Annotated in this window: 28 protein-coding genes, 1 tRNA gene and 2 pseudogenes; 13 read left to right on the forward strand and 18 right to left on the reverse strand. The window is 39.3% G+C overall.

All coding sequences use genetic code 11. The features are described 5' to 3' along the window. Window positions 1-103: 103 nt before the first annotated feature. The 3 genes from DES37_RS07950 (at window position 104) to DES37_RS07970 (ending at window position 4,526) form a co-directional block, all read left to right on the forward strand. On the forward strand, window positions 104-286 hold the full coding sequence (locus DES37_RS07950) for a hypothetical protein (RefSeq protein ID WP_064600082.1): 183 nt from the start codon (window positions 104-106) through the stop codon (window positions 284-286). A 1,334-nt stretch (window positions 287-1,620) separates the two neighbouring features. After that, entirely contained in the window at window positions 1,621-3,030 is a 1,410-nt protein-coding gene (gene mobQ / locus DES37_RS07965) for a MobQ family relaxase (protein ID WP_110025466.1), read from the forward strand. A 116-nt stretch (window positions 3,031-3,146) separates the two neighbouring features. Continuing rightward, on the forward strand, window positions 3,147-4,526 hold the full coding sequence (locus tag DES37_RS07970) for a DUF4062 domain-containing protein (RefSeq protein WP_110025467.1): 1,380 nt from the start codon (window positions 3,147-3,149) through the stop codon (window positions 4,524-4,526). A 339-nt stretch (window positions 4,527-4,865) separates the two neighbouring features. On the opposite strand, the gene DES37_RS25495 is transcribed toward DES37_RS07970, so the two are convergent. The 5 genes from DES37_RS25495 to DES37_RS07990 form a co-directional block, all read right to left on the reverse strand. Beyond that, on the reverse strand, window positions 4,866-5,225 hold the full coding sequence (locus DES37_RS25495; protein ID WP_146211503.1) for a hypothetical protein: 360 nt from the start codon (window positions 5,223-5,225) through the stop codon (window positions 4,866-4,868). Window positions 5,226-5,488: 263 nt separating this feature from the next. Next, complete coding sequence (locus DES37_RS07975) at window positions 5,489-5,869, reverse strand: hypothetical protein (RefSeq protein ID WP_110025468.1); 381 nt, start codon at window positions 5,867-5,869, stop codon at window positions 5,489-5,491. A gap of 551 nt (window positions 5,870-6,420) precedes the next feature. After that, entirely contained in the window at window positions 6,421-7,077 is a 657-nt protein-coding gene (locus DES37_RS07980; protein ID WP_110025469.1) for a hypothetical protein, read from the reverse strand. A 14-nt stretch (window positions 7,078-7,091) separates the two neighbouring features. Further along, a complete protein-coding gene (locus DES37_RS07985; RefSeq protein ID WP_110025470.1) occupies window positions 7,092-7,646 on the reverse strand; it encodes a DNA-directed RNA polymerase subunit beta in 555 nt (184 codons plus the stop codon). Between the two features lie 15 nt (window positions 7,647-7,661). Next, entirely contained in the window at window positions 7,662-8,228 is a 567-nt protein-coding gene (locus tag DES37_RS07990) for a hypothetical protein (protein ID WP_110025557.1), read from the reverse strand. A gap of 708 nt (window positions 8,229-8,936) precedes the next feature. Here DES37_RS07990 and DES37_RS07995 point away from each other — a divergent pair. Further along, a complete protein-coding gene (locus DES37_RS07995) occupies window positions 8,937-9,641 on the forward strand; it encodes a hypothetical protein (RefSeq protein WP_110025471.1) in 705 nt (234 codons plus the stop codon). Next, window positions 9,634-10,059 (forward strand): hypothetical protein, encoded by a 426-nt coding sequence (locus DES37_RS08000; RefSeq protein WP_110025472.1) that lies wholly within the window; start codon window positions 9,634-9,636, stop codon window positions 10,057-10,059. Before DES37_RS07995 ends, DES37_RS08000 begins: the two co-directional genes overlap by 8 nt. A gap of 158 nt (window positions 10,060-10,217) precedes the next feature. Here the strand turns inward: DES37_RS08000 and DES37_RS08005 are convergent, their stop codons facing one another. Beyond that, a complete protein-coding gene (locus tag DES37_RS08005) occupies window positions 10,218-10,658 on the reverse strand; it encodes a hypothetical protein (RefSeq protein WP_110025473.1) in 441 nt (146 codons plus the stop codon). A 132-nt stretch (window positions 10,659-10,790) separates the two neighbouring features. Here DES37_RS08005 and DES37_RS08010 point away from each other — a divergent pair. Beyond that, window positions 10,791-10,931: pseudogene (locus tag DES37_RS08010) on the forward strand (IS256 family transposase); the annotation flags it as partial. A gap of 49 nt (window positions 10,932-10,980) precedes the next feature. Here DES37_RS08010 and DES37_RS08015 read toward each other — a convergent pair. Next, window positions 10,981-11,613: an HNH endonuclease gene (locus tag DES37_RS08015; RefSeq protein WP_110025474.1), complete on the reverse strand. Its 633-nt coding sequence runs from the start codon at window positions 11,611-11,613 to the stop codon at window positions 10,981-10,983. 1,134 nt (window positions 11,614-12,747) lie between these two features. Between DES37_RS08015 and DES37_RS08025 the strand changes: the two genes are divergently transcribed. Beyond that, on the forward strand, window positions 12,748-13,482 hold the full coding sequence (locus DES37_RS08025; RefSeq protein WP_110025476.1) for a helix-turn-helix domain-containing protein: 735 nt from the start codon (window positions 12,748-12,750) through the stop codon (window positions 13,480-13,482). Window positions 13,483-13,626: 144 nt separating this feature from the next. Next, a complete protein-coding gene (locus DES37_RS08030) occupies window positions 13,627-14,106 on the forward strand; it encodes a DUF4756 family protein (RefSeq protein ID WP_110025477.1) in 480 nt (159 codons plus the stop codon). A gap of 64 nt (window positions 14,107-14,170) precedes the next feature. Here DES37_RS08030 and DES37_RS08035 read toward each other — a convergent pair whose 3' ends face one another. The 9 genes and pseudogenes from DES37_RS08035 to DES37_RS08075 form a co-directional block, all read right to left on the reverse strand. Next, the gene (locus DES37_RS08035; protein ID WP_110025478.1) at window positions 14,171-15,478 is read right to left on the reverse strand and encodes a hypothetical protein; all 1,308 of its coding nucleotides are present in this window, start codon (window positions 15,476-15,478) and stop codon (window positions 14,171-14,173) included. 220 nt (window positions 15,479-15,698) lie between these two features. Continuing rightward, window positions 15,699-15,944 carry an H-NS family histone-like protein gene (locus DES37_RS08040; RefSeq protein ID WP_110025479.1) on the reverse strand — a complete coding sequence of 82 codons (246 nt, stop codon included), beginning with the start codon at window positions 15,942-15,944 and terminating at the stop codon, window positions 15,699-15,701. A 62-nt stretch (window positions 15,945-16,006) separates the two neighbouring features. After that, window positions 16,007-16,372 (reverse strand): hypothetical protein, encoded by a 366-nt coding sequence (locus DES37_RS08045; protein ID WP_110025480.1) that lies wholly within the window; start codon window positions 16,370-16,372, stop codon window positions 16,007-16,009. A gap of 54 nt (window positions 16,373-16,426) precedes the next feature. Further along, entirely contained in the window at window positions 16,427-16,663 is a 237-nt protein-coding gene (locus DES37_RS08050) for a hypothetical protein (RefSeq protein WP_110025481.1), read from the reverse strand. Between the two features lie 50 nt (window positions 16,664-16,713). Beyond that, entirely contained in the window at window positions 16,714-17,010 is a 297-nt protein-coding gene (locus DES37_RS08055; protein WP_045351992.1) for a hypothetical protein, read from the reverse strand. 85 nt (window positions 17,011-17,095) lie between these two features. Continuing rightward, window positions 17,096-17,413 (reverse strand): hypothetical protein, encoded by a 318-nt coding sequence (locus DES37_RS08060; protein WP_110025482.1) that lies wholly within the window; start codon window positions 17,411-17,413, stop codon window positions 17,096-17,098. A gap of 19 nt (window positions 17,414-17,432) precedes the next feature. Beyond that, window positions 17,433-17,645, reverse strand: a complete 213-nt coding sequence (locus DES37_RS08065; RefSeq protein ID WP_023302112.1) for a helix-turn-helix transcriptional regulator — start codon at window positions 17,643-17,645, stop codon at window positions 17,433-17,435. A gap of 169 nt (window positions 17,646-17,814) precedes the next feature. Continuing rightward, a pseudogene (locus DES37_RS08070) lies at window positions 17,815-18,660 on the reverse strand (DUF6387 family protein). Between the two features lie 328 nt (window positions 18,661-18,988). Further along, a tRNA-Ser gene (locus DES37_RS08075) sits at window positions 18,989-19,076 on the reverse strand. Window positions 19,077-19,466: 390 nt separating this feature from the next. Between DES37_RS08075 and yccA the strand changes: the two genes are divergently transcribed. Both yccA and tusE read left to right on the forward strand, forming a co-directional pair. Next, entirely contained in the window at window positions 19,467-20,126 is a 660-nt protein-coding gene (yccA, locus tag DES37_RS08080) for an FtsH protease modulator YccA (protein WP_036107879.1), read from the forward strand. 133 nt (window positions 20,127-20,259) lie between these two features. Beyond that, entirely contained in the window at window positions 20,260-20,589 is a 330-nt protein-coding gene (tusE, locus tag DES37_RS08085; RefSeq protein WP_036107877.1) for a sulfurtransferase TusE, read from the forward strand. Here the strand turns inward: tusE and yccX are convergent, their stop codons facing one another. Beyond that, window positions 20,590-20,871: an acylphosphatase gene (gene yccX, locus DES37_RS08090; RefSeq protein WP_036107876.1), complete on the reverse strand. Its 282-nt coding sequence runs from the start codon at window positions 20,869-20,871 to the stop codon at window positions 20,590-20,592. A 180-nt stretch (window positions 20,872-21,051) separates the two neighbouring features. Here yccX and rlmI point away from each other — a divergent pair, with 180 nt between their 5' ends. Both rlmI and hspQ read left to right on the forward strand, forming a co-directional pair. Then, window positions 21,052-22,278, forward strand: a complete 1,227-nt coding sequence (gene rlmI, locus DES37_RS08095; RefSeq protein ID WP_110025483.1) for a 23S rRNA (cytosine(1962)-C(5))-methyltransferase RlmI — start codon at window positions 21,052-21,054, stop codon at window positions 22,276-22,278. 69 nt (window positions 22,279-22,347) lie between these two features. Beyond that, a complete protein-coding gene (gene hspQ / locus DES37_RS08100; RefSeq protein WP_036107863.1) occupies window positions 22,348-22,665 on the forward strand; it encodes a heat shock protein HspQ in 318 nt (105 codons plus the stop codon). A gap of 114 nt (window positions 22,666-22,779) precedes the next feature. Here hspQ and DES37_RS08105 read toward each other — a convergent pair whose 3' ends face one another. After that, window positions 22,780-23,196 carry a CoA-binding protein gene (locus DES37_RS08105; RefSeq protein ID WP_110025484.1) on the reverse strand — a complete coding sequence of 139 codons (417 nt, stop codon included), beginning with the start codon at window positions 23,194-23,196 and terminating at the stop codon, window positions 22,780-22,782. Window positions 23,197-23,375: 179 nt separating this feature from the next. Between DES37_RS08105 and mgsA the strand changes: the two genes are divergently transcribed. Then, entirely contained in the window at window positions 23,376-23,834 is a 459-nt protein-coding gene (gene mgsA, locus DES37_RS08110) for a methylglyoxal synthase (RefSeq protein ID WP_110025485.1), read from the forward strand.

A 23,834-nucleotide genomic window follows, 5' to 3' on the forward strand; every position in this document is an offset into this window, starting at 1 on the left:
CATTATTCTTAAAAATGATAATTGATTTTTGTTGTCAGTGTAGCTATAAGGGAGAATAATGACGATGCATCATTTGATGTGGCCCTATTCTAAGGAAATAAGCATGGCTACAAACACAGGAAATGATTCAAGAAAAGGTTCAGTACGAGATCGTACTCAGGTTCAAAATCCCAAGAATGGTAATTATACGAAACGGGATACTGACAGCGGCCAATTTATGGACCAAAAGCAAGATGGTACACCATTCAAAGGTGTAGCTAAAGAAGTTGATAAGCGCCGTAAATAGTCAGAAAGGGCCATAAGGCCCTTTCTTTAGCACTCAGGAAGACTCAAAGGTTATCTAGTTGTTCGTCATCATTTTGTATTTTTAGTATTTATTTGTACTGACTCCTACATGATCTGATAAGCGACACTAAATCGGTTTTGCCCCAAAACCATCCAGCTTCCGATTCATGGCGTCTTCCCATCTTTATTCCTTGACCTACTTTTCCTAATAGCAGATTATGAGTCTAGTTGATCATTTACGACTATACAGACATTGTTAAATGACTTTTGTAGTCACCACATACCTTGTTGTAATAAGGAAATAAAATAATGCTTTTTTATACCATAGTTTTCGTAATTCTCGGTTTCGCACTTGGTGCTTTTATCAAGGATTCCCGTAGTGCAATTATAGCTATTGTAGCCATCTCAGTCATATGGGCATTAGTGTGGGGACCGTGGGCAGTCGCAGCATTTATTGAATTGCTCGTTGGCTATTATATCGCAAAATATGCCTTAGATAAGCCGAAACAGTCATAGCCATTTAATAATAGGCGACAATAGATACATGTAGTTGGGTTCTTGTGGTTTAATGGTATAGCAGTGAGATGCTGCTGCGCCTAACCCTAATTAGGTCAAATAAATCATCATTTGGAAAACTGCCCCTTTACCTCCATTATAATTGCCATGCGTGATTAGTAATGCGATAATGATTTAAGCTTCTTCAAACAGCGAGGAGAATGATCCATACTGATCTTAGATCATATCAACTCAATCTTGAATAGCGTACTTTGTAATTTATGCAACACAAGTGATAGCAATTACTAACTTAAAATATCTAATACTCTCCGCGTTACTTATTTTTGTTTATAAGTGATATTCATTTCACCTTTCCATTTTCTATTCTAATTCCTTATCCTCACCTGTGAATTGTGCAACAGGGAAAACTACCAATATCTTTTCTATTTTAGTGCTTTCCCGCCTTACGGCGGGATAAATTAACACTCTTTTTGTCCTACGGACGTTCTCAAAACCCAATCTGGGTAATACTTCGCCCGTTCATCCAGATTGCGCCGCTTAATTCGGCGTTTTGTTTTACAGGGATTAATATATTTCGTATTAATTAATAAAGGTAAGCTTTATACATTGTTGTTATTTTTTGAGCCATTTATGGCGATAAAAAATAAAGCAATGCCCACTTACGCATTATCGCTTCGCTCTAATGCCGTGGGGTCTACCGACGGTTGCCTGCCGCAGGCTAAAACCATTTCCTTCGGAAACAAAATCAAGGTCAACGTCAACCCCGGCGTTTTCCTTACGTAAAACGAAAAGCAGCATTTGGCATTGAGGAATATTTGGATGGCGATATACAGTTTTAAAATGGAGAACATCAGCAGAGGCGAAGGTCAGTCTTCGGTTAACTCTGCTGCATATCGTCACCGTAAAATGTTCTTCGATAACAGAACAGGTGAAGTGTGTGGCCGCAAAACAGCACATAAAAAGGACCTTGCCTTTGCGCAGATTTTTGCGCCTGAAAATACTCCACCTGACCTGATTGTTGACAGTGAAACACTCTGGAATGCTGTTGAAGCCTCAGAGAAGAGAAAAGATGCCCGTCTTGCCAAAGAGTTTAAAATTGCCCTCCCCGCAGAGCTAACACCAGAACAGAACATTGAACTCACTACAGCTTTTGTTCTTGAGCACTTTACCAAGCAAGGCATCATTGCCGATGTTGTTATCCACGATATCAATGGTCATAACCCGCATATCCATATCATGGGAACAACCCGTGAAATTCTTTCTACCGGCTTTGGTAAAAAGGTCCGTGAGTGGGATAAGCCTGAAACCCTTGATAGCTGGCGTAAAGGCTGGCAGAACATCTGTAATGGCTTCCTTGAGCTGTATGGTCATGATGAACGCGTTGATCACCGTTCTATCAGGGTTCAGTATGAAGAAGCCCTTGAACAGGCAACTGCTGCAGTCACCAATGAAGAGAAAGCTATCTGGCTGGCGAAAGCTATCGAAACGAACCGCGATCCAATACTTCATATCCCTCGTGATCGCTGGGACACTGTAGCCGCTCAGCAACAACGTGCTGTAGAGCAAGCCATACGTGATGAGCTGAAAAAAGAAGCTGTTGAAGCCTACTTTGCCTTTAAGGATTTACCATTAGACATCGTGGTTGATGTTGCCAGCTTTACAGTGCATGCACTGGCTGAACCGGAAGAAATTGTTATCCCGGATAATACAGGGAGAGCGTCATCTTCAGACTCGCAAAAACCTGTTCTGGTGGCCCCTGCACCTCATACACGCACTACGCTGAAAACCCCATCCTCTGCAACGGCAAGAGCGTATAAAAGCACTCCTGTTAAAGCTAAGAGGAAACAGGTTGAACCTCGTCAGAGCGGTATGTTCAAGCGCTTCACCTTACTGGTAGTAGATTATATAAGAGAGAAATTCGTCTGGGCCAAGAAGAAGCCAGCTCCTGTTTCAGTCGATGCGGAACACGATAAGCGTATTGCTGAAAACTATGTCTTTGATGAGGTTCAGGGTATCTATGTGGCACGCGCTGAGTATGAAAGACGAGCCAGATTTAACAAGGATGACTACAAACCTACACCGGATGAAATCAGACGTTTCCCAAGTCGTCTTAAGGAGAAAAAGGTACATATTGACATAGCTATGGATCTAACTCCTGCCATAACATCATTTCAGAACGATAGAACTTCCCCAAAACTTAAACCACCGGGATATAGAAACAAATCGTAATAGAAAATCAATCGACCATATATGTTCACAATAACTTACTTTATACTTCCCAGAGAATAAAAATTAATGTACATTATTTATTCACATGGGGTTAATAGAAGACAAAGGAGTATTACATGAATGCCCCCAAACGTTATCAAATTTTTATCAGTTCCACATATAGCGATCTAATTGAGACTCGTAAGAAAATATCAGAACACATATTGAGCATGAATCATATTCCTGCTGGAATGGAAATGTTTTCTGCAAATGGTAAAGAGCAATGGAACACCATTCAAAAGTCTATAAATAATAGCGACTATTATATACTGATTATTGGTGAGCGTTATGGCACTATTTCAGAAACTGATGGTATAAGCTTTACAGAAAAAGAATATCGATATGCTCGTAAAATCGGGTTGCCTACTCTATGTTTTATCCCTGATGAAAACTATCAAACCACTCGAGCCAATAGAGAGTCAGATCCTGAAAAAATAAAAAAACTTAGTTCTTTAATTGAAGAAATAAAAGGTGAACAACTATGTTCTTTATGGAGTTCGGAAGATGATCTGATTCACAAAGTATCAGCAGCACTATATAAAATCTTTACAGACGAGCCACGCACTGGATGGATTCGAGGGGATTCTGGGGACCCTGAAGTATTAACTAAACTAGTTAATACAATGGAAGAAAACAGTCAACTAAAAAAACAAATTCAACAACTGGAAGAATCTAATAAGACTAAATTACCAATTATTTCACTTCACATTAATAATATCGACCTAAGTGATCATGATCTAGTTTTAAAGATATTAGAGCCTGACGACCTCCCAGAATTAAAACTAGAAACAGTTAAACCTAATTTTGACAAAAATGATATTCCAGAAGATCTTACACCATATATAAATGATGAAGATATTACATTTTATAATGAGAGAAACCCTTCTGTACAGAAGGTTGATGAATACAATAGCGAAATGAAATACTTTGAACAAGTACATTCAATTTCAACTTTACTTCAAATTTCAAATAGTGGTGAGATTAAGGCTAATAACCTTTCAGTTAAAATAACCTTTCCCGACGCAGTTGAAATTTTAGATGCAAAAAGTATTGAGGACATTAAAAAACCTTCAATCTACTTTCCAACATCACCAATAGATTTAGCTATTAAAAGAAAAGAGGATGAAGGAAAAGAGAAGAATATAAGAGGCTTTGCTTCACATAATTTATTTGGTTTATCACCTAGAAGCGATATACAATATGCTCATAGCTCACACTCGATGATTCCATTTTTAAGTAGATCACTTGTAAATGAAGATTGTTTTTATATTTCTGACGAAAATTCAAAAGTAATAATAGGGAGAGTTAAGGGTGTTCGACAGGACTGCATTTCAACAATATCACATAACTTCAAGTTAATCCCATTAAAAAAAGGTGACTTTAAATTCACTATTTCTATTCTTTGTGATGAGTTCAGTAAATGGAATACTAGGGAATTCACACTAACGATAATTTAAAATTCAAGGCCACGCTGTAATAAAGTGGCCTTTGTCAATCTTCAATTACATATGATAAAACTATATTTATATAAATATAAAATAGTTTAAAATTTACATTTTATCAAATAGAACTATACTTATCATAAATAAATACCCCCCGCCTTTAAATTCTTCGCCTAAAAATAATATTTTTCGAGAATATAGGCTTACCAGCAACAGAACTGAACATGGAAATCATTTTTAGGATCTATAAACCCCTCTCTTCACATTATCTATATGTGGGAGGGGTATTTAATCTCAATTACAGTAGCCAATTTTATTATTGGTATTCTCTACACGATGTGTATACAAGCATGATTACTGGATTGAAATATAGCCCCCCAGAGGGTTTTTATGATTACTTGCATCAAAAAACTCACAGCATGATATATTAAATGGTCTATTTGCTGATAGTTCATTTTGAAGACATGTTGTGACAAGAGGTTTTGGTGGAACTAAGATCGTTTCTCTGTTTACATCACCACTTGATCTTAAATTAATAATATTGATGACATTATTATTCTCATTGCGGAGAATTGCGATTTGAAAAGAAGAGCAATACAGAACTACAGAATTAGAAGTTAGCCATAAATCAGAAACAGAATATGTCAATTGAACTAAGTTAGAGTGCCCCATCAAACTGTTAAGAACTTGAGCATCTGAAAACGTAATATCCATGTCAGTATCCTTTTAAATTGAGAATCTACACAACCAGTATCGGCATTAAGAGATAATACTTTAGCGGTTCCTCACACAAAAAATCGACAACGAGTATATCCAAGACCTATCCGGTAATTATTTACTCATCGGCACCAGAATCTATGATGATAACACCCAATTCATTACACTCATCTGAATGTTTTTTACTTTGACATTTACACATAAAAATCGGCTCATGTTAAATATAAGAGTTTTCAGCATACTCTTCCCCCAACTTCAGCTCACCTTAGCCAAACTTGTTGGGTTGAAATTTCCATAAAAACCAATAGTCCATACAAATCTACATTTTTATCTGAGTTATTAAAATGAGTTTTTACTATTTCGTAGTTCTTAACGATATCTTTCCACATATTATTGACTAAAGTTATCGAATTTTTAGCCAATTTAAACTCAAGGTAAATAAAACGATCAATGCGAGTGTTTTTCTTTCTGAATATCAAATCAACATACATATGTTTCCTACCTGACTGATGACGCCGGTCAGCAATAGCGTGAACCCCTCGTTTAGCACTATGTCCTAACGAATTCTCAATAAAATATTCAAATTCAATCTGAAACCATTTTTCCCAATCACTCGTACCTTTATCTAAAATATGAGACATTTTTGTTTTGATATTTTTGTCAGATAGAAATCCTTTAATGTTTATTTGAAGATTTCAAAATCTTAGCGGATCATTTTCATACCCCTATATGTATATAAAACAACAATCAATTATACTAATATACTTTAACTATATCGATTAACAAAGCATCATGTTATATTAATCTAATCACACAAAATTAGTTATGAAAGTCATTGATATTAATAAACCTGATAATAGAGTAAGTTATTAACGATTGAAAACATTCTAATATAACTACGTGATATCAATGTTAATGAAAATGTCTCGCGTGGGTGCCTTGAAGACGCAGATCTCGCAGGGGATAAGGTACGTATCAAAACAGGCGACTGATGGAAGCCAGCACTATCGAGAAAGAATTAGCTCAGCAGTTAGCTCATAATGGTTTCGATGTAGTTTAGCATACGAAAACGATGCGAGTTGTAAAAAAATATTTAATTAACCAGATGCAGATAAGTAAATACAACTATATATCAATACGGAACTAAAAAGCCGACCAAAGTCGGCTTTTTCAAAATAGTAAATTTCTCTTATCAATTCTCCCTTTGTTTTTTCGCAAGTGCATCCCGATAACGCTGCTGCTCAACAATACTCAGATTGGGATCAGACAGAACACTCCGTCCCTTCACCGCAATATCGTAGTCAATTTGAGATTGTGTTTCATATTCTTTGTTCGGCTTAAAATAATCTGATTGTGGTGCAGATGACGATTCAGAAGAACCAGAATATGTTTTACGTCCAGCACATCCTAGATAAGCCAGTAGACAGGAAAGCAGGAAGAAGAATGTCCATACTGTGTTATAGCCGTTAATCGTATATCCACTTCCATTCAAATCTGAAAACACGCCATGAAACCTGACAGCATAGACAATCAGGAATGATGAGAGGATAACAGCCCGACTTTTCCCAACAGTCAAATACTTACGCACTAATTTTACCGTTGGTACTAGCGTGACCGCAAACAGCACTATTGCAGCTAACACCAGCCATATTGGAAACAGCCCGTATTTTTGTGTGATGTTCTGCGATAACGTCACTAACGACAGCACCAAGAAAGCATTAAGCAGAAACAGTCTGACAGCCATCGATACCTTCACGTCCTTTTGTGTCTTCCTCAGAAACAAAACTGGGGCCAGTGATGGTATGTTTATCAGCAGTCCCATGAAAATCACCCAATAGATAGAGTTCATAGCTTTTCCTGTAATTACCTTGCGGCCCAGCCGTTATTGGTTTTCACCAGAACAATTTTGGCTTCTTCTGGTTCAGACATCCCTTTCACGCCAGAGAAGGCATTTTTATCAACCCAGCCCGGAACGCCATCCAGTATCCACGTATAGGTCACTTGCGTGATTTTAGCGCCATTACCCCCACTTGGTTCAGTCCAGCTTTTAACCTCAGCAACTGCCCGATGACCAACACAGGCCCCTTTCTCACGGTCCCAAAACTCAACCTCTTGGCCCTTGTCTGTTACTTCCAGAACATCAACACTGCTAAAGCCGTTAGACTGCTGAGAAACAGTGAGCAGCCCCTGTTCAACAAGTCCTTTAAGGATTTCATTACTGGCACTGTATCCGGCAGAACGGTAGCCACGGTTAACCTTAATCGGAAAACCTTTGTTGAATACAATGTCGTTGTCCTGCAGGGAGTAGCACAGATTTGATTGTGATATTTTCGCGTTGATCGCTTTCTCAAAATCGCCTTTTTCACCGCATCCCGATACAAGAACAGCAAGACCCGCCACGAGTAAAAATTTACGCATAGTGTTATCCCGGAATTAATGATTGATTGTGCCGTTTCTCAGAACAACCAGACGAACTGGCATATCGGCGTTGTTGACGGTAGTGAACCCACGGACTTCGAAATTGTTTACCGTTCCGGTGACGCTGACTTTCTGCCCTTTCTTATAAGTAAGAACTGCATCATCAATACCAGAGTAGTAATCCAGCCAGACCATACCGCCGCAGTAGCTGGTATCGGTTGTTTTAAAGAGCAGGTAATAGTTAGGGGCTGTTTTGGGCATTCCTGTCATCATGTCGCTGGCACTTCTGCCCTTCGTAACTTCAAGAACAGTGGCATTGGTGATAGAGATCCTTTTGCCAGTCCATTTCTTTTCTGCTGCCATCGCATTTTCTTCATAGTCTTTGCATACAGCACCAAGGCCAGATACAGACGATACCGGGCCAAGGTTTTGAGTAGTGGCGGTTCCCCCCAGCGCTTTATCTACTGAAGACAACGACGAGCTGATTGCTCCATTAACTGTATTCACGCCATCGTTGAGCTGCTGGCATCCTGTCAGTGTGGCAGCAGACAGCACCAGAGGCATCACTATCCGTAATTTCATATCTATCCCCAATGTGTGGAAACTTTTTGTCAAAGACAGCCCTACCCATAGGTTGGTCTCTTTGGGCTGTAATAAAGCATTAATCAATTGATAGGATTCAATTTATTTTTCTGTTCGTCATATCGTTTGTATCGATCGAATTCAAATCATTCGATAGACTAAAACTATCGTAATAAAATAATCGATCGATTTAATCAATTAAAATACCGATCAATCAACTTCACTTTGATAGCCATAGGCTATCAAATGTATGTTATCGATCTAAAATAACGATCAATTGAAGATACCTATCGTAAGATATGAATCAGGAGAGGCGGCGTAACGCGTCGCTCATTCGAAGGTTGATGCAGGCAGGGTGAAGAGGATGGTTGGCATTCTCGTGCGAAACTGATAGCCAAGCACAGGATAGATAGCCCCATGAAAGCGCCGTTAACAGAGCAGATTAGGCTATTTTTCAATGCCCACCTCAAATACCAAATTATTTAAGAATATACTTATTTACTTTGAATCCCCCCAGTGTCCTTTTAGTGCTAATAAACTTTTAAGATAAATAATAAATGTGTTATATGAACTTCAAATATCCTTAACTGGATAAGAATCAAAAAAACCTTTAATTAAGGCTGCATTTAGGTCATTGCTGGTATAAATTATGAGGATTATTTTTCTCAACATCACATTGTTTCATAACGATTGGACAAGGAATTAGGGATGAGTAAACGAAGTGATATAGTGGATGGTCGTGATAGCAATAATCTAAAGTATGGGCTGATTTACACCGAGATTCTCGGATGGGTTGACCTCGGACATGCACAAGGTAATGACATCAGAAAACTGCTGAATAGCATAGATGCAGGGGAATCATCAGGCCGGGAAACATACGAAGTAAGCTACTCGCAATCGATGGTCGATCCCACAAGAACCATCAAAATGGGTAAGTTTATTACGTGGAGAATCAAGCATGGTCGTGCATACCACGAAAGAAGAAGTATCGCACTAGCAATGATGATGTCTTTGGCTAGAAAGTTCGAAGGATTACAAGGGGCGTTTCCGATTAGTCTGACTACAGATAGCGGATTTAGTGGTGAGGATCTGGTTTCTGACTTGCTCGGTTTTTATCGTGTCGTATCAATCCAAAACCCCTTTGAGATTTTGCGACCCGTTAGCAAGGAAGAAGCATTGAAACGGTGGGATTACTACGGAAAGATCGGTAATTGGAAAAATACCAACTTCAATCCCTTGTTGTTTCCAGATCCAGAACGATTTCCTAACACTAAACCACGTAAAGGTGTCCTGCCAAACTTTATGCAGACCGTCAGACCGTGGAATGATTTTAGCTCAGGAATAGTCAGAGTTAGCAGTGAAGATGGAAATTATATCGATAAGGCTAAAGGAGGAACATTGCCTTATGCGTAAAAAAAATAAAATATTATGCGTTGTTATTCTTGTCTGCATATGTGTGGTTGCGTATACCATTCCTTACATCAAGATGGAATTCGCAGGTAGCGCACATTATACAGAACAGGATCGGCGTGAGTATAATTTTTATACTCCTGACATTTTAAAAGGAATGCCAAGGATATCTGATCATTATGATTTTGATTTTTCTAATACCACAGGCCCTGCAAACCAAGTGAATGCCATTAAATTTTATGGAACAGAGGATATAAGAATAATTGATTCATATCTTGCATCGTTAGGTTATAAAAAAAAGGAAAAATGTGACATTGAAGCCACCTGCTGGAAAGGAACTGACCCACAAGAAACTATTTACGTAGGTATTCTTAAATCAGAAAAAATTGTCATTATTCAGGTAGTCATGGATTTCTCATAATAGAATAGAAGCCCCTACCTCGTAGAAATACGTTATAAGGGATAACGCATGATGGTCTACTTTTTGGAAAAAAACCTTTAAGTGAACAAGTGAGTTGGATGCTAAAAACGTTATCTATTTTGACTAAATAATATTACGTAGCACTTGCTGCTACGTAACTAACTCCTCCATCCATATAGTGGTATATGATGACCATTATCTCTCACCAAATACTTATCACCTTTATAAGCTCCAGATATAGCATGCAACAGCCTTCGTTTATACTCATCGAAGTTAATGTCTTCAGCATCGCTTAACTTTGTTAAAATAGCTAAAACGATGTTGATCTTTTCTTCTTTAAAAAATAGCATTTTCTTTTCTTCATATGTTTCATACAAGCAAGTAATAGCATATGCGAAATCATCAACATTCAGCTTTGAAACAAAGTCTATATACATAGCAAAGACTTTAGAATCATATTTACTATCAATAAAAACTGAAGTTGAAAAAGCAATTATATATTTAAAAACATTATCAAAAGGTTGTAATTTAATATAAAAAAAACATATATCATCTGGCTCAACAAGCCATTGAAAATCTTTGTTAATTGCATTACTCACTTTAATCCTCCTTTATAAAAAATTATTACTCCAATAATACACAACAGAACACATGTCAATTAAAACTGTTATTAAAATTGTGTAATTGCCGGTTTTTGATATGTTCACTTCAGTAACGGAAACAGGAAAATTATGGATGAGAAGAGACTTAAAGCCCTTGCGGCTGAACTGGCTAAAGGTCTTAAATGGAAGCTAACTTTTAACCAGTTTTCTCGTATACTGACTAAACTCGCCCTCGAAACGGCACATAATGCCAAACTGAGCGACCATCTTTAATCGGGAGGGAAATTACACAGACCTATTTACATAGGTCAAAACCCGCTTATCTATTTAAATTAGAGCGTTTTTTTATGATTAACAGCTTAAGTTGTTCAATTGATAAAGTCTCTTTAAACCTATGAAGCATAGCATGACAATTGGGGCAAACAGGAACTAAATCATGTTCAGGGTTAACTTCATACTCTTCGTTAATAGTATAAAGTGGTTTTAAATGGTGTATATGTATAAAACCGATACCAATTTCACCATAAACATCTTCAAAGTTCATATTACAAACACTGCAGTTTAATCCATGAAGTTCAATAGCCTTATTTCTTGCAGTTCGATCCCTTTCGTATGAATTGACGATAATGTTTTTTTTAGCGCCTTCTATATACTCATTGTCATGTAATAATTCATCTGGGTAGCGAAAATAATTTAATTCATAATCAAGGAAAGATAAATATTTCCTCAAGGCTGTACCGCAATTCCGTACATAACTGTCAGCATAGTACTTACCCGACATTCTCTCTATAATATTTTTAATATCCTGAGCCGAAGATATGGTGTTCCTATTTATATTTATTTTAAGATAGTTAGATACAGAAGTCAGATATCGCCCATAGCTATATGCCGTTTTTGGTAACAAACCAGTATTTACCAAAAAATCTATATATTCGAATTCATTCTCAATCATCAAATAGTCCCTAAAATCACCGAGAGGTAAAAAATCACAAATATAATGTAATCTAAAATTACATTACACCATTTTTAGACGCAATGATAGAAATAACTCCCCTACAATTATAGAAAACCCTTCCTGAGTCAGTCGCCTATTTTTGTCCAAAACCTTATACTACAAGCGTTACAGGCCAATTTCCTCTTAATTTAATTTTGCAAGAAGTAAAAAATAACACTTAATAGGATTAAAGAAACCGGGCGATTTTTATGATCGCAATGTAGCATTTCAACATTCAAAATGAATGACTATTATATGCAAGTTGTATTCTTTTATTTCTCAGATTTCATTTTTCATTTGATTAACATCTTTTTGAAAATCACCATCTTCTATGATAAAGCTCATGTGCTGACGCACGGCTACGCCCTAACGCTGTAAAATATATTTAACGTTTTAACAATGGTATTTGCTATGTTTGCGGAGAAAGTCAAAAGGATCAATCTCTGTTCTTTTAATTATAATAAGATATATATGATCCTATATGTCATAACAATATTAGCACTAAAACATATAGCATTTGCTCTTAAACGTATAGGAAAACTATATACAGAGAAGCAGCACTTAGTGATTGTTCAAAACAATCACATTGCTGAAACAGGGTTCACCCCTGTTAATGATGGATTTATCCATAGAGAATTGCGGCGACAGCCGCCAATAAAATAAAGGTAAAACAATTGCAGTATTCCTGAAACATCAGCAGCGCTGCGTGATTGAACGAAACAATCACTTCGCTGCAAATAACTCTCCGAAAAACCACATATTTTTACGTAAAACTCTCTGCACATACTGTAAAAGGAAAGCTAGACTCTCTTAACTTCTTACTAATTATTTAATTATAAGCACTGTCCCAGCCCAATAAAACCAAGGCTTCACACCTTTTTTTCCTATGTTTAAACATAGCAGTTCCCTATGTTTAAACATAGAATAGTCCTATGTTTAAACATAGCGGGATCTATGTTTAAACATAGTTTTTTTAACATATAGCAATGTCATAATAATAAAAGTTCTATTTTATTTATAGTTTTACTATTGACTTTCATTTTTCTGCATAGTATTAAAATAGGCATAATAAAAACTATAAGAGAGAATAATATGAATACTAATGACACTGAACTACTTCGCTTATTTGAAACATTAACCACAGAGCAAAAGATTGATATCGCAAGACACTTGCTACAAAACAAAGATATAAAATCAACCACCGTTATTGCAACAGAAGAAGATAAAGCGATCTCATTTGCACAGCCTTATGTTTTTGCTTTTACTTCTAACTTTCGTGTTTTTTCTGATCTGGACATATCGAAGAATGAATTCCGTGTATTAACTTATATTTTAGAATATATGGAGTTTGGAAACCTTATCAATCTGTCTCAAGCATCACTCTGCAAGGCATTGAATATCGCATCCGGTAATATGTCAAACATATTCAAAAAGCTAAAGCAAAAAGGTATTCTGGTTGAACATCATGGACACCTGTATATCAACTCTAATATTTTCGCCAAGGGTATGAGCCATCAACTTGATGAGAAACGTAAAGAGCATTTGAGTAATGCTAAAAGCCTCAGTGCTGATATTGAACAATATCCAGAGTATTATGCAGATCTTTCACAGAAAGAAAGACGAAACTTATCTTTGGAAACTAAAAATAAAGAGATCTACACAGATGCCTTTGTTTTTAGCAAGAAGAAGAAAAATAATGCTGTTCCTAATGCTAAAAACAGTGTCCAGATCGATAAACCTCGCAAGGTATATAAAAGAACAAAAGAAAATGAGGTAGCAAAAAAAGACGTGTCTGATATCGACACCTATCTAAAAGCTGCATCCTAAAACAGGACAATAATAAGGAGAAACATCCTTAATACTTTTATGCTACAAAAGTAGAAATGAAATATTTAACCCCCTCATTAATTTGACACCTTCTCTATATATCTTAACATATATATATATCCACTATTTATTAACGAGGTATATATGAGAAAAGTACAATTAAACAACAGTGATTTATTAGCATATTTTAATACGGTTGAAGAACTCAAAAATCATCCATCAATGGAGGAATATAGAACTGGATACCGTAAGCTACGTGATGATGATGCATTTGCATATGAAATAAACAAATATAGGTCTGTACATACCACACTGCGCAGACTGGATAAGAAAAGACAATCTCTTTTGGATAGCTTTATTAGTGAACTTAATCCTATAAGTTACTCAGCAGCTAACACCGCTGCTAAATCATCAGGAAATTTTGATTTAATTAATGAACGAATACTTTACAGAAAATCCCTTGAAGAAAAAAGTGATGCCGAAATCATTGCTCTGGTGATAAAACAACGTACAGAGGCCGCTCTTGAGTTCCAGCGCTCTGTTGAGCTGAGTCTTGAACAGCTTTCCAGTATTTCATCAGATATTGGAGCATCGAATACAAAACGTAGGAAAATGGCTGTTTAAATGAATATAGAAAGACCATATTGATGCCTTCACCAATATGGTATGAAATAATTTAGTGGCCTATCTAGTTAGTTGACCAAAGAGCTGTAAGCAAATCAGTTGACCACTCATAAATATATGAGTCATCATCAAGTGCTCGAAGTGTTATAGCCACTGTATTAATTTTTTCTTTTTGATATCTTGCTCTGCATTGTTCCGCGAATTCTTCCATTCCTAAAAAATTAGTTATCTCTCCTCGCTGGAAATAATCGTCAAACTCACCATCCATTATAGAAATACATGATGGTGGGATGAAAACATTTCCTTCATCTATATCTTTAAATTCTAGTATATATCCTCTAGCTTTTTCAAATAATTCACTTAATTTTATTGAAGAGCTAATATGGAGTAAATATATTGCAGTATTTAACCCCTCCCAACACACCCCAATATTGGTCAGTATATCACTGAGAATCCCTACGAACTCAAGATATAAATCTTTATTTTTACACGATATTGCAATACAAAGTGTAATTAGTTGTGGTGCGCATCCTAAAATGAATTCATCATAATCTCTTGATAACCCGAATGCAGGGGTGATCACCGGCATGTGAGAGCTGTATTTCTGCCATTTAAGCAGTGAAGAAGAGCAATATTTAGACCTTTCGGTATCCTTACTTAAACCGCATAAAAGAGCAGAAATAACCGGAATACACCATTGAGAACCAAGATACGAATCTAAAATTGTGTTGGTAAAATTTTTTTTAGAATCCTCTGTAATCAATTTAACTAAGTCAGGAAAAATACTTGGATCGCAGCGACCTATTTTAATATATGAAGAAATAATGACTTCTTTCGATAAATCTAAGTGGACAGCATCCATAAGTAACTGAGGGTAATCAACTTTTTCTAGCCATAATTCTGATGTAAGTAACTTATGCAACATCAGATAACTTACTTCATTTTTTACTCTAGCATGTTGAGTAAGAACGTCTTTAATAAGATCATTCGCTGCGTTACTACCCAAAAGATAAATTCTATAGTTATGTTTTCCATACAGAGCTTCCAAATTTCTAGGGCGTGCAGAATGATTACCCCCCTGAGCAACAACATGGAAGAAAAAAAGTGGTTTTTCAAATGCTCTGTTCTCTTGAGCATAAATCTTCAATGGGTTATTTGTCATCCCATTAGTAGCTTTACTCTCAACTTCAAAGATAAACAGCGGAAAGCGGTTACCTTTTTGTGAAAACCATGCAACGTCAACTGCTGGAGACTCTCCATATGAAGCCTCATCAACAGGGAACTCTTTTTCAACATGATACCCAAGAACCCGACCTAACTGGACGATCCCTTCTATCAGTTGCTTTCCTGCTGTAAGTTTATGGTTCGCCATTGAGTAACTAGTCCCCTTTCATTGTTAATTCAGTTGATTACTATTATGTGTCATTGATGAATGATCACATTATTAAATAGGTACTAAAAGCGTCATTCAGGGCAAGTGGCATATTGAAAAGAGTACCACAGGGAAGGTAATTTCACTATTTACTTTAACAAAAATGCCAGCGAAATTGATGTGAATTAACCAGCAAAAACTTCATCTTATACCTGAGCTATCATGAGTGATAAATATCTTCTGGTGAAACCCGATCACGCCTCATTTTCTCAATCAACTGTTGTAATCTCTTGGCCCTCAATTTCTGAGCCTTTTTCTCATCAATCTCCTGATAGTATTCTTCCCGGCGCTCCGCGACAACTTGGCGGAACTTCTTCAAAAGCTGTTCCAGCGTTTTCATATCTGTCGTCGCAGCTTCAGCTTGGATTTTTTTATACATATACATAACATGGAATTCATCAATCATATTGGTTATCTCCATTTCATTACAGGATTTTTTCCCTCTGCACGAGGGAATATTGCCATTTTTCAATACTGATTCACAGTCATTTTTAACTTCCAGTAAATACGCTCATCCGCATCATCCGGTTTTATGTTTTTCAGTACAAGTTCAATGATATGCTCTTTATGCCAGTATAAAATCGTGTCCTTTAACTCATCCATATTGATCTCAGATACATCTTTGCCTCTTCCACTTTTAACATAGTCTTCAACTTCACAGACAATCAAAATATCATAAAGTATCTCTGATAACATTTCACCTGTTAAAATATTCATTGCTGTTTCAGGCTGTTTTTCAGAGATGCCATAGATCGTTTCGCAATATCCCTGTAATACATTTGTGATAAGATTTATCGCCATTTTATTACTTTCATTTAAAATAATCTCTTTCATACTGATTCCTTTTATTAAGTTAAATAATAGATAAATATCGAGAAGGTATTAATACTATTTATTAGATACTATTTTGATGATTACAGAATCATATTCCAGATCCATCTCATCATACAGTGTCTCATTTACATAACGATTTAAATCATCTAACAAGGTCTTATCATTCATGATTTCTTCGACAGAGCTACCTCTTAATGCGATAAATATATCCAAGCTCTCTTGGATAAGACTCATCACTTCAGGTGTTTTCTCACATAACATACTTACGATTACTGTCATATCATTCTTCATCTGTTTTTCCTTTTGTTTATAGTTAGCCCCTTGCGGGGCAAGATTAGTTCTTACTTTCTAAAGTTTTCTGAATACCCTACCAGCAGGGCTGCGACTTGTTCAAAGTTAACCTGATTAATATCACCACAGTTTCCTTCTTGCGTGGTAAATCTCTCAAAGTTATTCTGAATATGGTCAATCACATAAATAATAAATGGACTCATAAAATCAGGATCATCCAAATAGTTATTGGCATCTCCATCGCCATTAACTTCCATAAACATATTCCAGCTTGCGGAAAACGATCTACAAGCCAGATCATAAAACAGCTCTGTTGATTTATTTTCAATAACAGTTTCTTTAGACATACTTATATCCTCATAATTAAATGCTTATTTTATTCATTTCGTTTTATATTAGCCCCTTGCGGGGCCGAATAGATGACGCCAGCGATTATGTATGTAAAATATAGTGACTCATCACATGATGTATCTGCCTCAGGTTGACAAGCACTTCATCAAAATATACGTTTTTAATCGATGCTTTATATTTATGTTTTTTCAAGAACTCATTAAAGTCTTTCTTACCGTTCTCTATTATTGATTTTAAAACACCTTCCATATAAACATCGTCTTCAAGGTTATGATAGAACCTTTCCCCCATATACTCATGCATATATCGCAAATAGTAGTCATAGTCTTCGCCACTTTTCAGAACAAAGTATTTTGTATCATCATTACTAACATTTATTCCTATTTTTTTCACTTTCATTTTCGCTTCCTCTTTTATGTTATTTATTATTTCTGCGTGAATCGGAAATGGTATTTTCAATCCATGCATCAATCTCACTTTCCACAAAGGCTACAGATCTTGCCCCTATGATTACCTTATCCGGGAATCGTCCTTCCTTGATAAGCTCATACATTGTGGTTCGACTAAATCCGACTCTTCTCAGAACTTCTGGAACACGGATTAATCTTTTACCTGCGATTTCATTTCTCATTTGTTTTTTCCTCTGTTGTTTCAACGAGGACAATAATAGCGAATTCGCTTATGGCGTTTTAGGGATGTTGGCAAAAGAGTTTTTCAAAAAAAATGGGGGTATGTGAACAGAAAAAAAATAGTTGAGGATGGATGTGATCACGTTCGCTCAGGGCGAACGTAACCCTTTTTTACTTATCTTCTTTCTTCTTCTTCTCGTCTTTGACGTGATCTACAATCTTCGTGTCTTTTAAGACATTGTTTTCCATCATATAATCTTCAAACGATTTCAGATAATTCTCGTCTGTCAGCAACGCCATAGCCAGCGGATAGTCAGTCACCTTAAGCATTCCCTCATCCCTGTCCTTCTCGCTGTTCTCATGCAGCAGCGATGACATCAGTGAAAGTGAGATTTTGGTATCATTATTATCTGCCCCCCAAAAAATCAGATCCATCATCGGGATGAGTCGGTAGTCGATGATTTTTCGCAACGTGCTTTTGCCAAAGCGATACTTCCTAACAGCCGGATCGTTCATTTTTAGCTGTTTCTTCCATTGGGGAATGAGCACTTTCAGGTGTTCGATGATGTCTTCGGTTGAAGCCTCTTGCAGGAAGATATCGACAGTAATTGAAGCCAGACTTTTGATACCGGATTCCTTCAGATACTCCGACATGTATTCAGACTGGCTTATTTTGGATGTTTCAGGATGGGTTCCAATCAGCGTTAAACTTTTCGCATATAATTGTGCGTTGCTCCGGGTAACGGGCACCACTGCATAGGTTCAGGAAAGCCCATGTCCCTGCGTGGATGTGTCGCCGCTAAACAAAATTTCGCCTCTGAGGATCTTATTTCGGTAATCATCCAATAAAAGTCTGCTCAGAGGTGGTAACGTGTCCCGACGCATCAGCATATTGTAGGCCAAGATACGCCGCTCAACCTCAACATAGAATTGCTGTAGGGTGAGTTTTTTTATCACTTCATACCGTTCAACATCAAACCATTCTTCCAATACTTTCCTGAGTTCGCTTCGTTTCATTACTGTGCTATCCGTTTTACCATTTTTAGTTGTTTTAACTGACAGAACAATAGGTTGTCCAGTATTCACGTAATGCAGCTAAGCATCTCATGCAGGTAGGTTCTTAAGATTGGTGAGTATTACAAAATGGACTGCAGGTTTTCTGTTATCAGATTACTGCTTTTAAAGGATTTAGTTGCGCTGGAAGGGCTTAAGACTGGATAAATTTTTGATGAAAAACACGGATTTTAGATACAAAAAAAGCCCGTTTTACACGGGCTTTTAATGCATTACTTTATGCATGACAGAATCAAAAACATTCTGTAAGTTATTGATTTTGCCATAAAAATGGCGGAAGCGCAGAGATTCGAACTCTGGGACCCTTTCGAGTCGCCGGTTTTCAAGACCGGTGCCTTCAACCGCTCGGCCACACTTCCGGAATGAGGCGCACTATAAACGTCCCCTTGCGTCATGTAAAGCACCAATTTGTTCGTTTGCTTTAAAAATCAACAAAACGCAGTTATTTGCATGAAAACACGGCATTATGGTTAGTTATTCGGCAATAAATTCAGCAACAAAGCGTTATTACTTACCTGACTATAACCAGCCGAACAGAGCAATTGTGGGTAAGCGTATTTGCTTAACTGCACATGTTCCATTGATTACTCGCAACCGACAGGTAACCTACAGCCCAAATGTCATGAAAACATCAACCTGGCTCTGAAACCCATCAGGACAGGTAAAGATGGGTAAACGCGCTTTTCTCGTGAAAAAGCCTTACCTATTCTGAACGCTATGACACCTGTATACATATAGAGAGAGTAAAAATGGATCGTATAGTTACCTCTGCCCGCGATCGCTCATCGCTACTCAGTACCCACAAGGTGCTGCGCAACACCTATTTCCTGTTAAGCCTGACACTGGCGTTTTCTGCTATTACTGCAACAGCCAGTACAGTACTTGCTCTGCCTTCTCCAGGCCTGATCCTCACCCTGGTAGGCATGTATGGCTTAATGTTCCTGACTTACCGCCTGGCCAATAAACCCACCGGCATTATTGCTGCGTTCGCATTTACCGGCTTCTTAGGTTATATCCTCGGCCCTATTTTAAATGCTTACTTGTCGGCTGGAATGGGTGATGTCATTGGTATGGCGCTGGGTGGCACCGCGTTGGTATTTTTCTGCTGCTCCGCTTATGTGCTGACAACCCGCAAAGATATGTCTTTCCTGGGCGGTATGTTAATGGCCGGGATCGTTGTGGTTCTGATTGGCATGGTTGCCAACATTTTCCTGCAACTGCCTGCCCTGCACCTGGCTATCAGCGCCGTGTTTATTCTGATTTCCTCAGGGGCCATCCTGTATGAAACCAGCAATATCATTCATGGTGGTGAAACGAACTACATTCGTGCAACCGTCAGCCTGTATGTGTCGTTGTACAACATCTTCGTTAGCCTGCTGAGTATTCTGGGCTTTGCCAGCCGCGACTGATCCTGTCGCCCTGCCAGCCTTTTACTGAATCGCCCCGCCATTGTGCGGGGCGCTTTTTTGGTGCCGGCAAAGAAAGTGCTACACTGAGCGCCATTGTTATTAGTTGATAACCGAATTTAGTGAACAAAATAGTATGTTGATGTTTAACGGCACCGAAATTGAGACAGACACCGAAGGCTACCTGAAAGACACCGGGCTGTGGAGTAAACCGCTGGCAGAAGCTATTGCGCAAAATGAAGGTATTTCCCTAAGCGCAGAACACTGGGAAGTGGTTATGTTTGTCCGCGATTTTTACCTAGAATTTAATACCTCCCCTGCCATTCGCATGCTGGTCAAAGCAATGGCAAAAACTTTTGGGGAAGAAAAAGGAAATAGCCGCTACCTTTACCGTTTGTTTCCTAAAGGCCCGGCAAAACAGGCGACTAAAATTGCCGGTTTGCCCAAGCCTGTAAAATGTATCTAACTAATAGCGGATACCAAAGTTGGTCCACTCGCGCTGAGGGTGGTGAGGCTCTGTGAGAACGCTCTCTACTCTTGCACTGCGTGGGCCGCCCGCTTTCAGCCAGGTGATTAAAGCTTCTACTGCATCCTGCTCCCCGCAGGCCAGTACTTCAACGCTGCCGTCATCCAGATTACGGGCATACCCTGTCACCCCCAATCTTTTCGCTTCAAACTGGGTGCTGTAACGAAACCCCACCCCCTGAACCCGGCCATGAACCCAGGCCATTACGCAATATGCAGCCATTTCCCCGTCTCCTGGCAAAAACCTGTATGCGTTAAGTATACAAGAGTTGCTTTTCTGGTACCTCCCAGAAACAAAACGCAACAGTAAGTGGTTCGGTAATGCTGCCTGGCACGCAATGTGCTACGCTACGCACCTTTCCGATATTAATTCTATGCTGTCTCGCGTTTAAGGTAACCCCTGATGAGTAAACCCTCAATTTCCACTTCATTGTCTGGTTCTCTGCCCCGTCTGGTGCTGGCTAAAGGCCGTGAAAAATCACTCCTGCGCCGCCACCCCTGGGTATTTTCTGGTGCAGTTTCTCGTATTGAAGGGAAAGCCGGTAGCGGAGAAACTGTTGATATTGTTGACCATCAGGGGAACTGGATTGCCAGAGGCGCGCTGTCACCGGCATCACAAATCCGTGCCCGCGTGTGGACATTCGATGCCGAAGAGCACATTGACGTTGATTTCTTTATCCGCAAGTTACGCCAGGCACAACTCTGGCGAGACTGGCTGGCAGAAAAAGACGGTCTGGACAGTTACCGCCTGGTTGCCGGTGAATCTGACGGGCTCCCGGGGATTACTATTGACAGGTTTGGTTCTTTTTTAGTGTTACAGCTGCTCTCAGCGGGCGCCGAACATCAACGAGAAGCGCTGATTACGGCATTACAAACCTGTTACCCGGAAAGTTCGTTATACGAACGTTCTGATGTGGCCGTACGCAAAAAAGAAGGGTTGCCACTTGCCCAGGGGCTTATCAGTGGTGAGATGCCTCCGCCACTGCTGCCGATTAAAGAACATGAAATGCAATTACTGGTGGATATCCGCCAGGGCCACAAAACTGGCTATTACCTCGATCAACGAGACAGCAGGCTGGCTACACGGCGCTATGTTGAAAACAAACGGGTACTGAACTGTTTTTCTTACACAGGTGGATTCGCTGTCTCTGCATTAATTGGTGGCTGTAAAGAAGTTGTCAGCGTTGATACCTCACAGGAAGCGCTGGATGTCGCACGCCAGAACGTCGTGCTGAATAAACTGGATGTGAGCAAGGCTCAGTTTGTTCGCGACGATGTTTTCAAACTGTTGCGCAAATACCGTGACCAGGGGGAAAAATTCGATGTTATCGTAATGGACCCACCCAAGTTTGTGGAAAATAAGAACCAGCTGGCGGGTGCCTGCCGTGGTTACAAAGATATCAATATGCTGGCGATTCAGTTGCTCAACCCGGGCGGTGTCTTGCTTACTTTCTCATGCTCCGGGCTGATGACCAGTGATTTATTCCAGAAAATTGTTGCCGACGCCGCCATTGATGCCGGGCGTGATATACAATTTATAGAGCAGTTCCGTCAGGCAGCGGACCACCCGGTTATCGCAACATACCCGGAAGGGTTATACCTGAAAGGGTTTGCCTGCCGCATCATGTAACTTGAAACCCAATGGTCTTGCCCTCATCTATAGTAGTAACAGAAGAGGCAAGACTCCGGGGAGGTATATATGATTGCCAGCAAATTCGGTATTGGTCAGCAAGTGCGCCACTCCTTGCTGGGTTACCTCGGTGTGGTAGTGGATATCGATGCAGAATATTCGCTGGATGAACCCGCGGAAGATGAGCTGGGTGCAGATTATTCACTACGCAAAGCGCCCTGGTACCATGTTGTGATGGAAGATGACGAAGGCCAGCCGGTTCATACGTACCTGGCTGAGGCGCAATTGAGTGGTGAAATCGCCGACGAACACCCTGAGCAGCCATCAATGGATGAACTGGCTGCCACCATACAGCGTAAACTGGCATCTCCCGTACTTCGTAACTGACTTGCGTTAGCCAGGTATAAGCCTTTATCTGGCCTCAATCTGGCTGGCACATTTTTCCCTGGCTGCAATTATCCTGGTGCCAGACACTGGCTAAAAGTCGTGCAGCATGAGTAATTACTGCTTATTCAGCCCAAGCCGGGGAATTTCAATAGCCGGGCAGCGGTCCATAACAACATTCAGCCCGGCATCTTTAGCCAGTACCGCAGCCTGTTCATTGATTACGCCCAGTTGCATCCATACTGTTTTCGCCCCAACAGCAATTGCGTCTTGCGTCACTTCATACGCAGCTTCTGAATTACGAAACACATCCACCATATCCACTGGCTCAGGGATATCCTGTAAGCGTGCATAACCTTGCTGCCCCATCAACGTTTTGCCTGCCACTTTTGGGGAAACAGGAATAACGTGATAACCCTGTTCCAGCAAAAAGGCCATGACCCGATAACTCGGCCTGTCCGCCTTATCACTGGCACCCACCAGCGCAATAGTGTGAGCCTGTTGCAGAATGCGTGCTATTTCATTATCTGTCATCATGTTTTCCTTATCATAACCAGTTATGAGTCTACTATATCATTACCTGCCTGGCCTGGTACTAACCGGGAAAAACCTGTCAGCCACTTGAACAACATCACTTTTTTTGCGCTGGCGTATTGAAGCTGGAGCAACATCCAGTAATCTGTAGGGACTTTAATCAGGCTGGTGAACTCTTTATGGAACTGACAACTCGTACACTGAGCGCAAGCAAACATATTGCGCTGGTTGCTCACGATCATTGTAAAACACTTCTTCTTAACTGGACCCGGAAGCATCAGTCCATCCTTGAAAAACACACACTGTATGCAACAGGAACTACTGGTAACCTGATTCAGAGAGAAACCGGGCTGAATGTGCACGCTATGCTCAGTGGCCCAATGGGTGGTGACCAGCAAGTCGGTGCGATGATCTCTGAAGGGAAAATTGATGTACTGATCTTTTTCTGGGATCCACTCAATGCCGTTCCACATGACCCGGATGTCAAAGCGTTACTGCGCCTTGCCACCGTGTGGAATATACCGGTCGCGACCAACGCTTCTACCGCAAACTTTATTATTGAATCGCCTGAATTCAGCCAGCCGGTTGATATCCAGATCCCGGATTATCAACGCTACCTGGCTGAACGCCTGAAGTAA

The organism is Mangrovibacter plantisponsor (genome assembly GCF_003182475.1).
GTDB lineage: Bacteria > Pseudomonadota > Gammaproteobacteria > Enterobacterales > Enterobacteriaceae > Mangrovibacter > Mangrovibacter plantisponsor.

Bases quoted from the DNA above. Each gene is read 5' to 3' on its own strand.
- DES37_RS07990 (WP_110025557.1), bottom strand. From the start codon at position 8,228: ATGAAATTACGGATAGTGATGCCTCTGGTGCTGTCTGCTGCCACACTG.
- DES37_RS07985 (WP_110025470.1), bottom strand. From the start codon at position 7,646: ATGCGTAAATTTTTACTCGTGGCGGGTCTTGCTGTTCTTGTATCGGGA.
- tusE (WP_036107877.1), top strand. From the start codon at position 20,260: ATGTTGATGTTTAACGGCACCGAAATTGAGACAGACACCGAAGGCTAC.
- DES37_RS08055 (WP_045351992.1), bottom strand. From the start codon at position 17,010: ATGTCTAAAGAAACTGTTATTGAAAATAAATCAACAGAGCTGTTTTAT.
- DES37_RS08030 (WP_110025477.1), top strand. From the start codon at position 13,627: ATGAGAAAAGTACAATTAAACAACAGTGATTTATTAGCATATTTTAAT.
- yccX (WP_036107876.1), bottom strand. From the start codon at position 20,871: ATGGCTGCATATTGCGTAATGGCCTGGGTTCATGGCCGGGTTCAGGGG.
- DES37_RS08040 (WP_110025479.1), bottom strand. From the start codon at position 15,944: ATGATTGATGAATTCCATGTTATGTATATGTATAAAAAAATCCAAGCT.
- DES37_RS07975 (WP_110025468.1), bottom strand. From the start codon at position 5,869: ATGTCTCATATTTTAGATAAAGGTACGAGTGATTGGGAAAAATGGTTT.
- rlmI (WP_110025483.1), top strand. From the start codon at position 21,052: ATGAGTAAACCCTCAATTTCCACTTCATTGTCTGGTTCTCTGCCCCGT.
- DES37_RS08015 (WP_110025474.1), bottom strand. From the start codon at position 11,613: ATGATTGAGAATGAATTCGAATATATAGATTTTTTGGTAAATACTGGT.
- DES37_RS07950 (WP_064600082.1), top strand. From the start codon at position 104: ATGGCTACAAACACAGGAAATGATTCAAGAAAAGGTTCAGTACGAGAT.
- DES37_RS08060 (WP_110025482.1), bottom strand. From the start codon at position 17,413: ATGAAAGTGAAAAAAATAGGAATAAATGTTAGTAATGATGATACAAAA.
- mgsA (WP_110025485.1), top strand. From the start codon at position 23,376: ATGGAACTGACAACTCGTACACTGAGCGCAAGCAAACATATTGCGCTG.
- DES37_RS07970 (WP_110025467.1), top strand. From the start codon at position 3,147: ATGAATGCCCCCAAACGTTATCAAATTTTTATCAGTTCCACATATAGC.
- DES37_RS08050 (WP_110025481.1), bottom strand. From the start codon at position 16,663: ATGAAGAATGATATGACAGTAATCGTAAGTATGTTATGTGAGAAAACA.
- DES37_RS07980 (WP_110025469.1), bottom strand. From the start codon at position 7,077: ATGAACTCTATCTATTGGGTGATTTTCATGGGACTGCTGATAAACATA.
- DES37_RS08065 (WP_023302112.1), bottom strand. From the start codon at position 17,645: ATGAGAAATGAAATCGCAGGTAAAAGATTAATCCGTGTTCCAGAAGTT.
- DES37_RS08035 (WP_110025478.1), bottom strand. From the start codon at position 15,478: ATGGCGAACCATAAACTTACAGCAGGAAAGCAACTGATAGAAGGGATC.
- DES37_RS08000 (WP_110025472.1), top strand. From the start codon at position 9,634: ATGCGTAAAAAAAATAAAATATTATGCGTTGTTATTCTTGTCTGCATA.
- DES37_RS07995 (WP_110025471.1), top strand. From the start codon at position 8,937: ATGAGTAAACGAAGTGATATAGTGGATGGTCGTGATAGCAATAATCTA.
- DES37_RS25495 (WP_146211503.1), bottom strand. From the start codon at position 5,225: ATGGATATTACGTTTTCAGATGCTCAAGTTCTTAACAGTTTGATGGGG.
- mobQ (WP_110025466.1), top strand. From the start codon at position 1,621: ATGGCGATATACAGTTTTAAAATGGAGAACATCAGCAGAGGCGAAGGT.
- hspQ (WP_036107863.1), top strand. From the start codon at position 22,348: ATGATTGCCAGCAAATTCGGTATTGGTCAGCAAGTGCGCCACTCCTTG.
- DES37_RS08045 (WP_110025480.1), bottom strand. From the start codon at position 16,372: ATGAAAGAGATTATTTTAAATGAAAGTAATAAAATGGCGATAAATCTT.
- yccA (WP_036107879.1), top strand. From the start codon at position 19,467: ATGGATCGTATAGTTACCTCTGCCCGCGATCGCTCATCGCTACTCAGT.
- DES37_RS08025 (WP_110025476.1), top strand. From the start codon at position 12,748: ATGAATACTAATGACACTGAACTACTTCGCTTATTTGAAACATTAACC.
- DES37_RS08105 (WP_110025484.1), bottom strand. From the start codon at position 23,196: ATGACAGATAATGAAATAGCACGCATTCTGCAACAGGCTCACACTATT.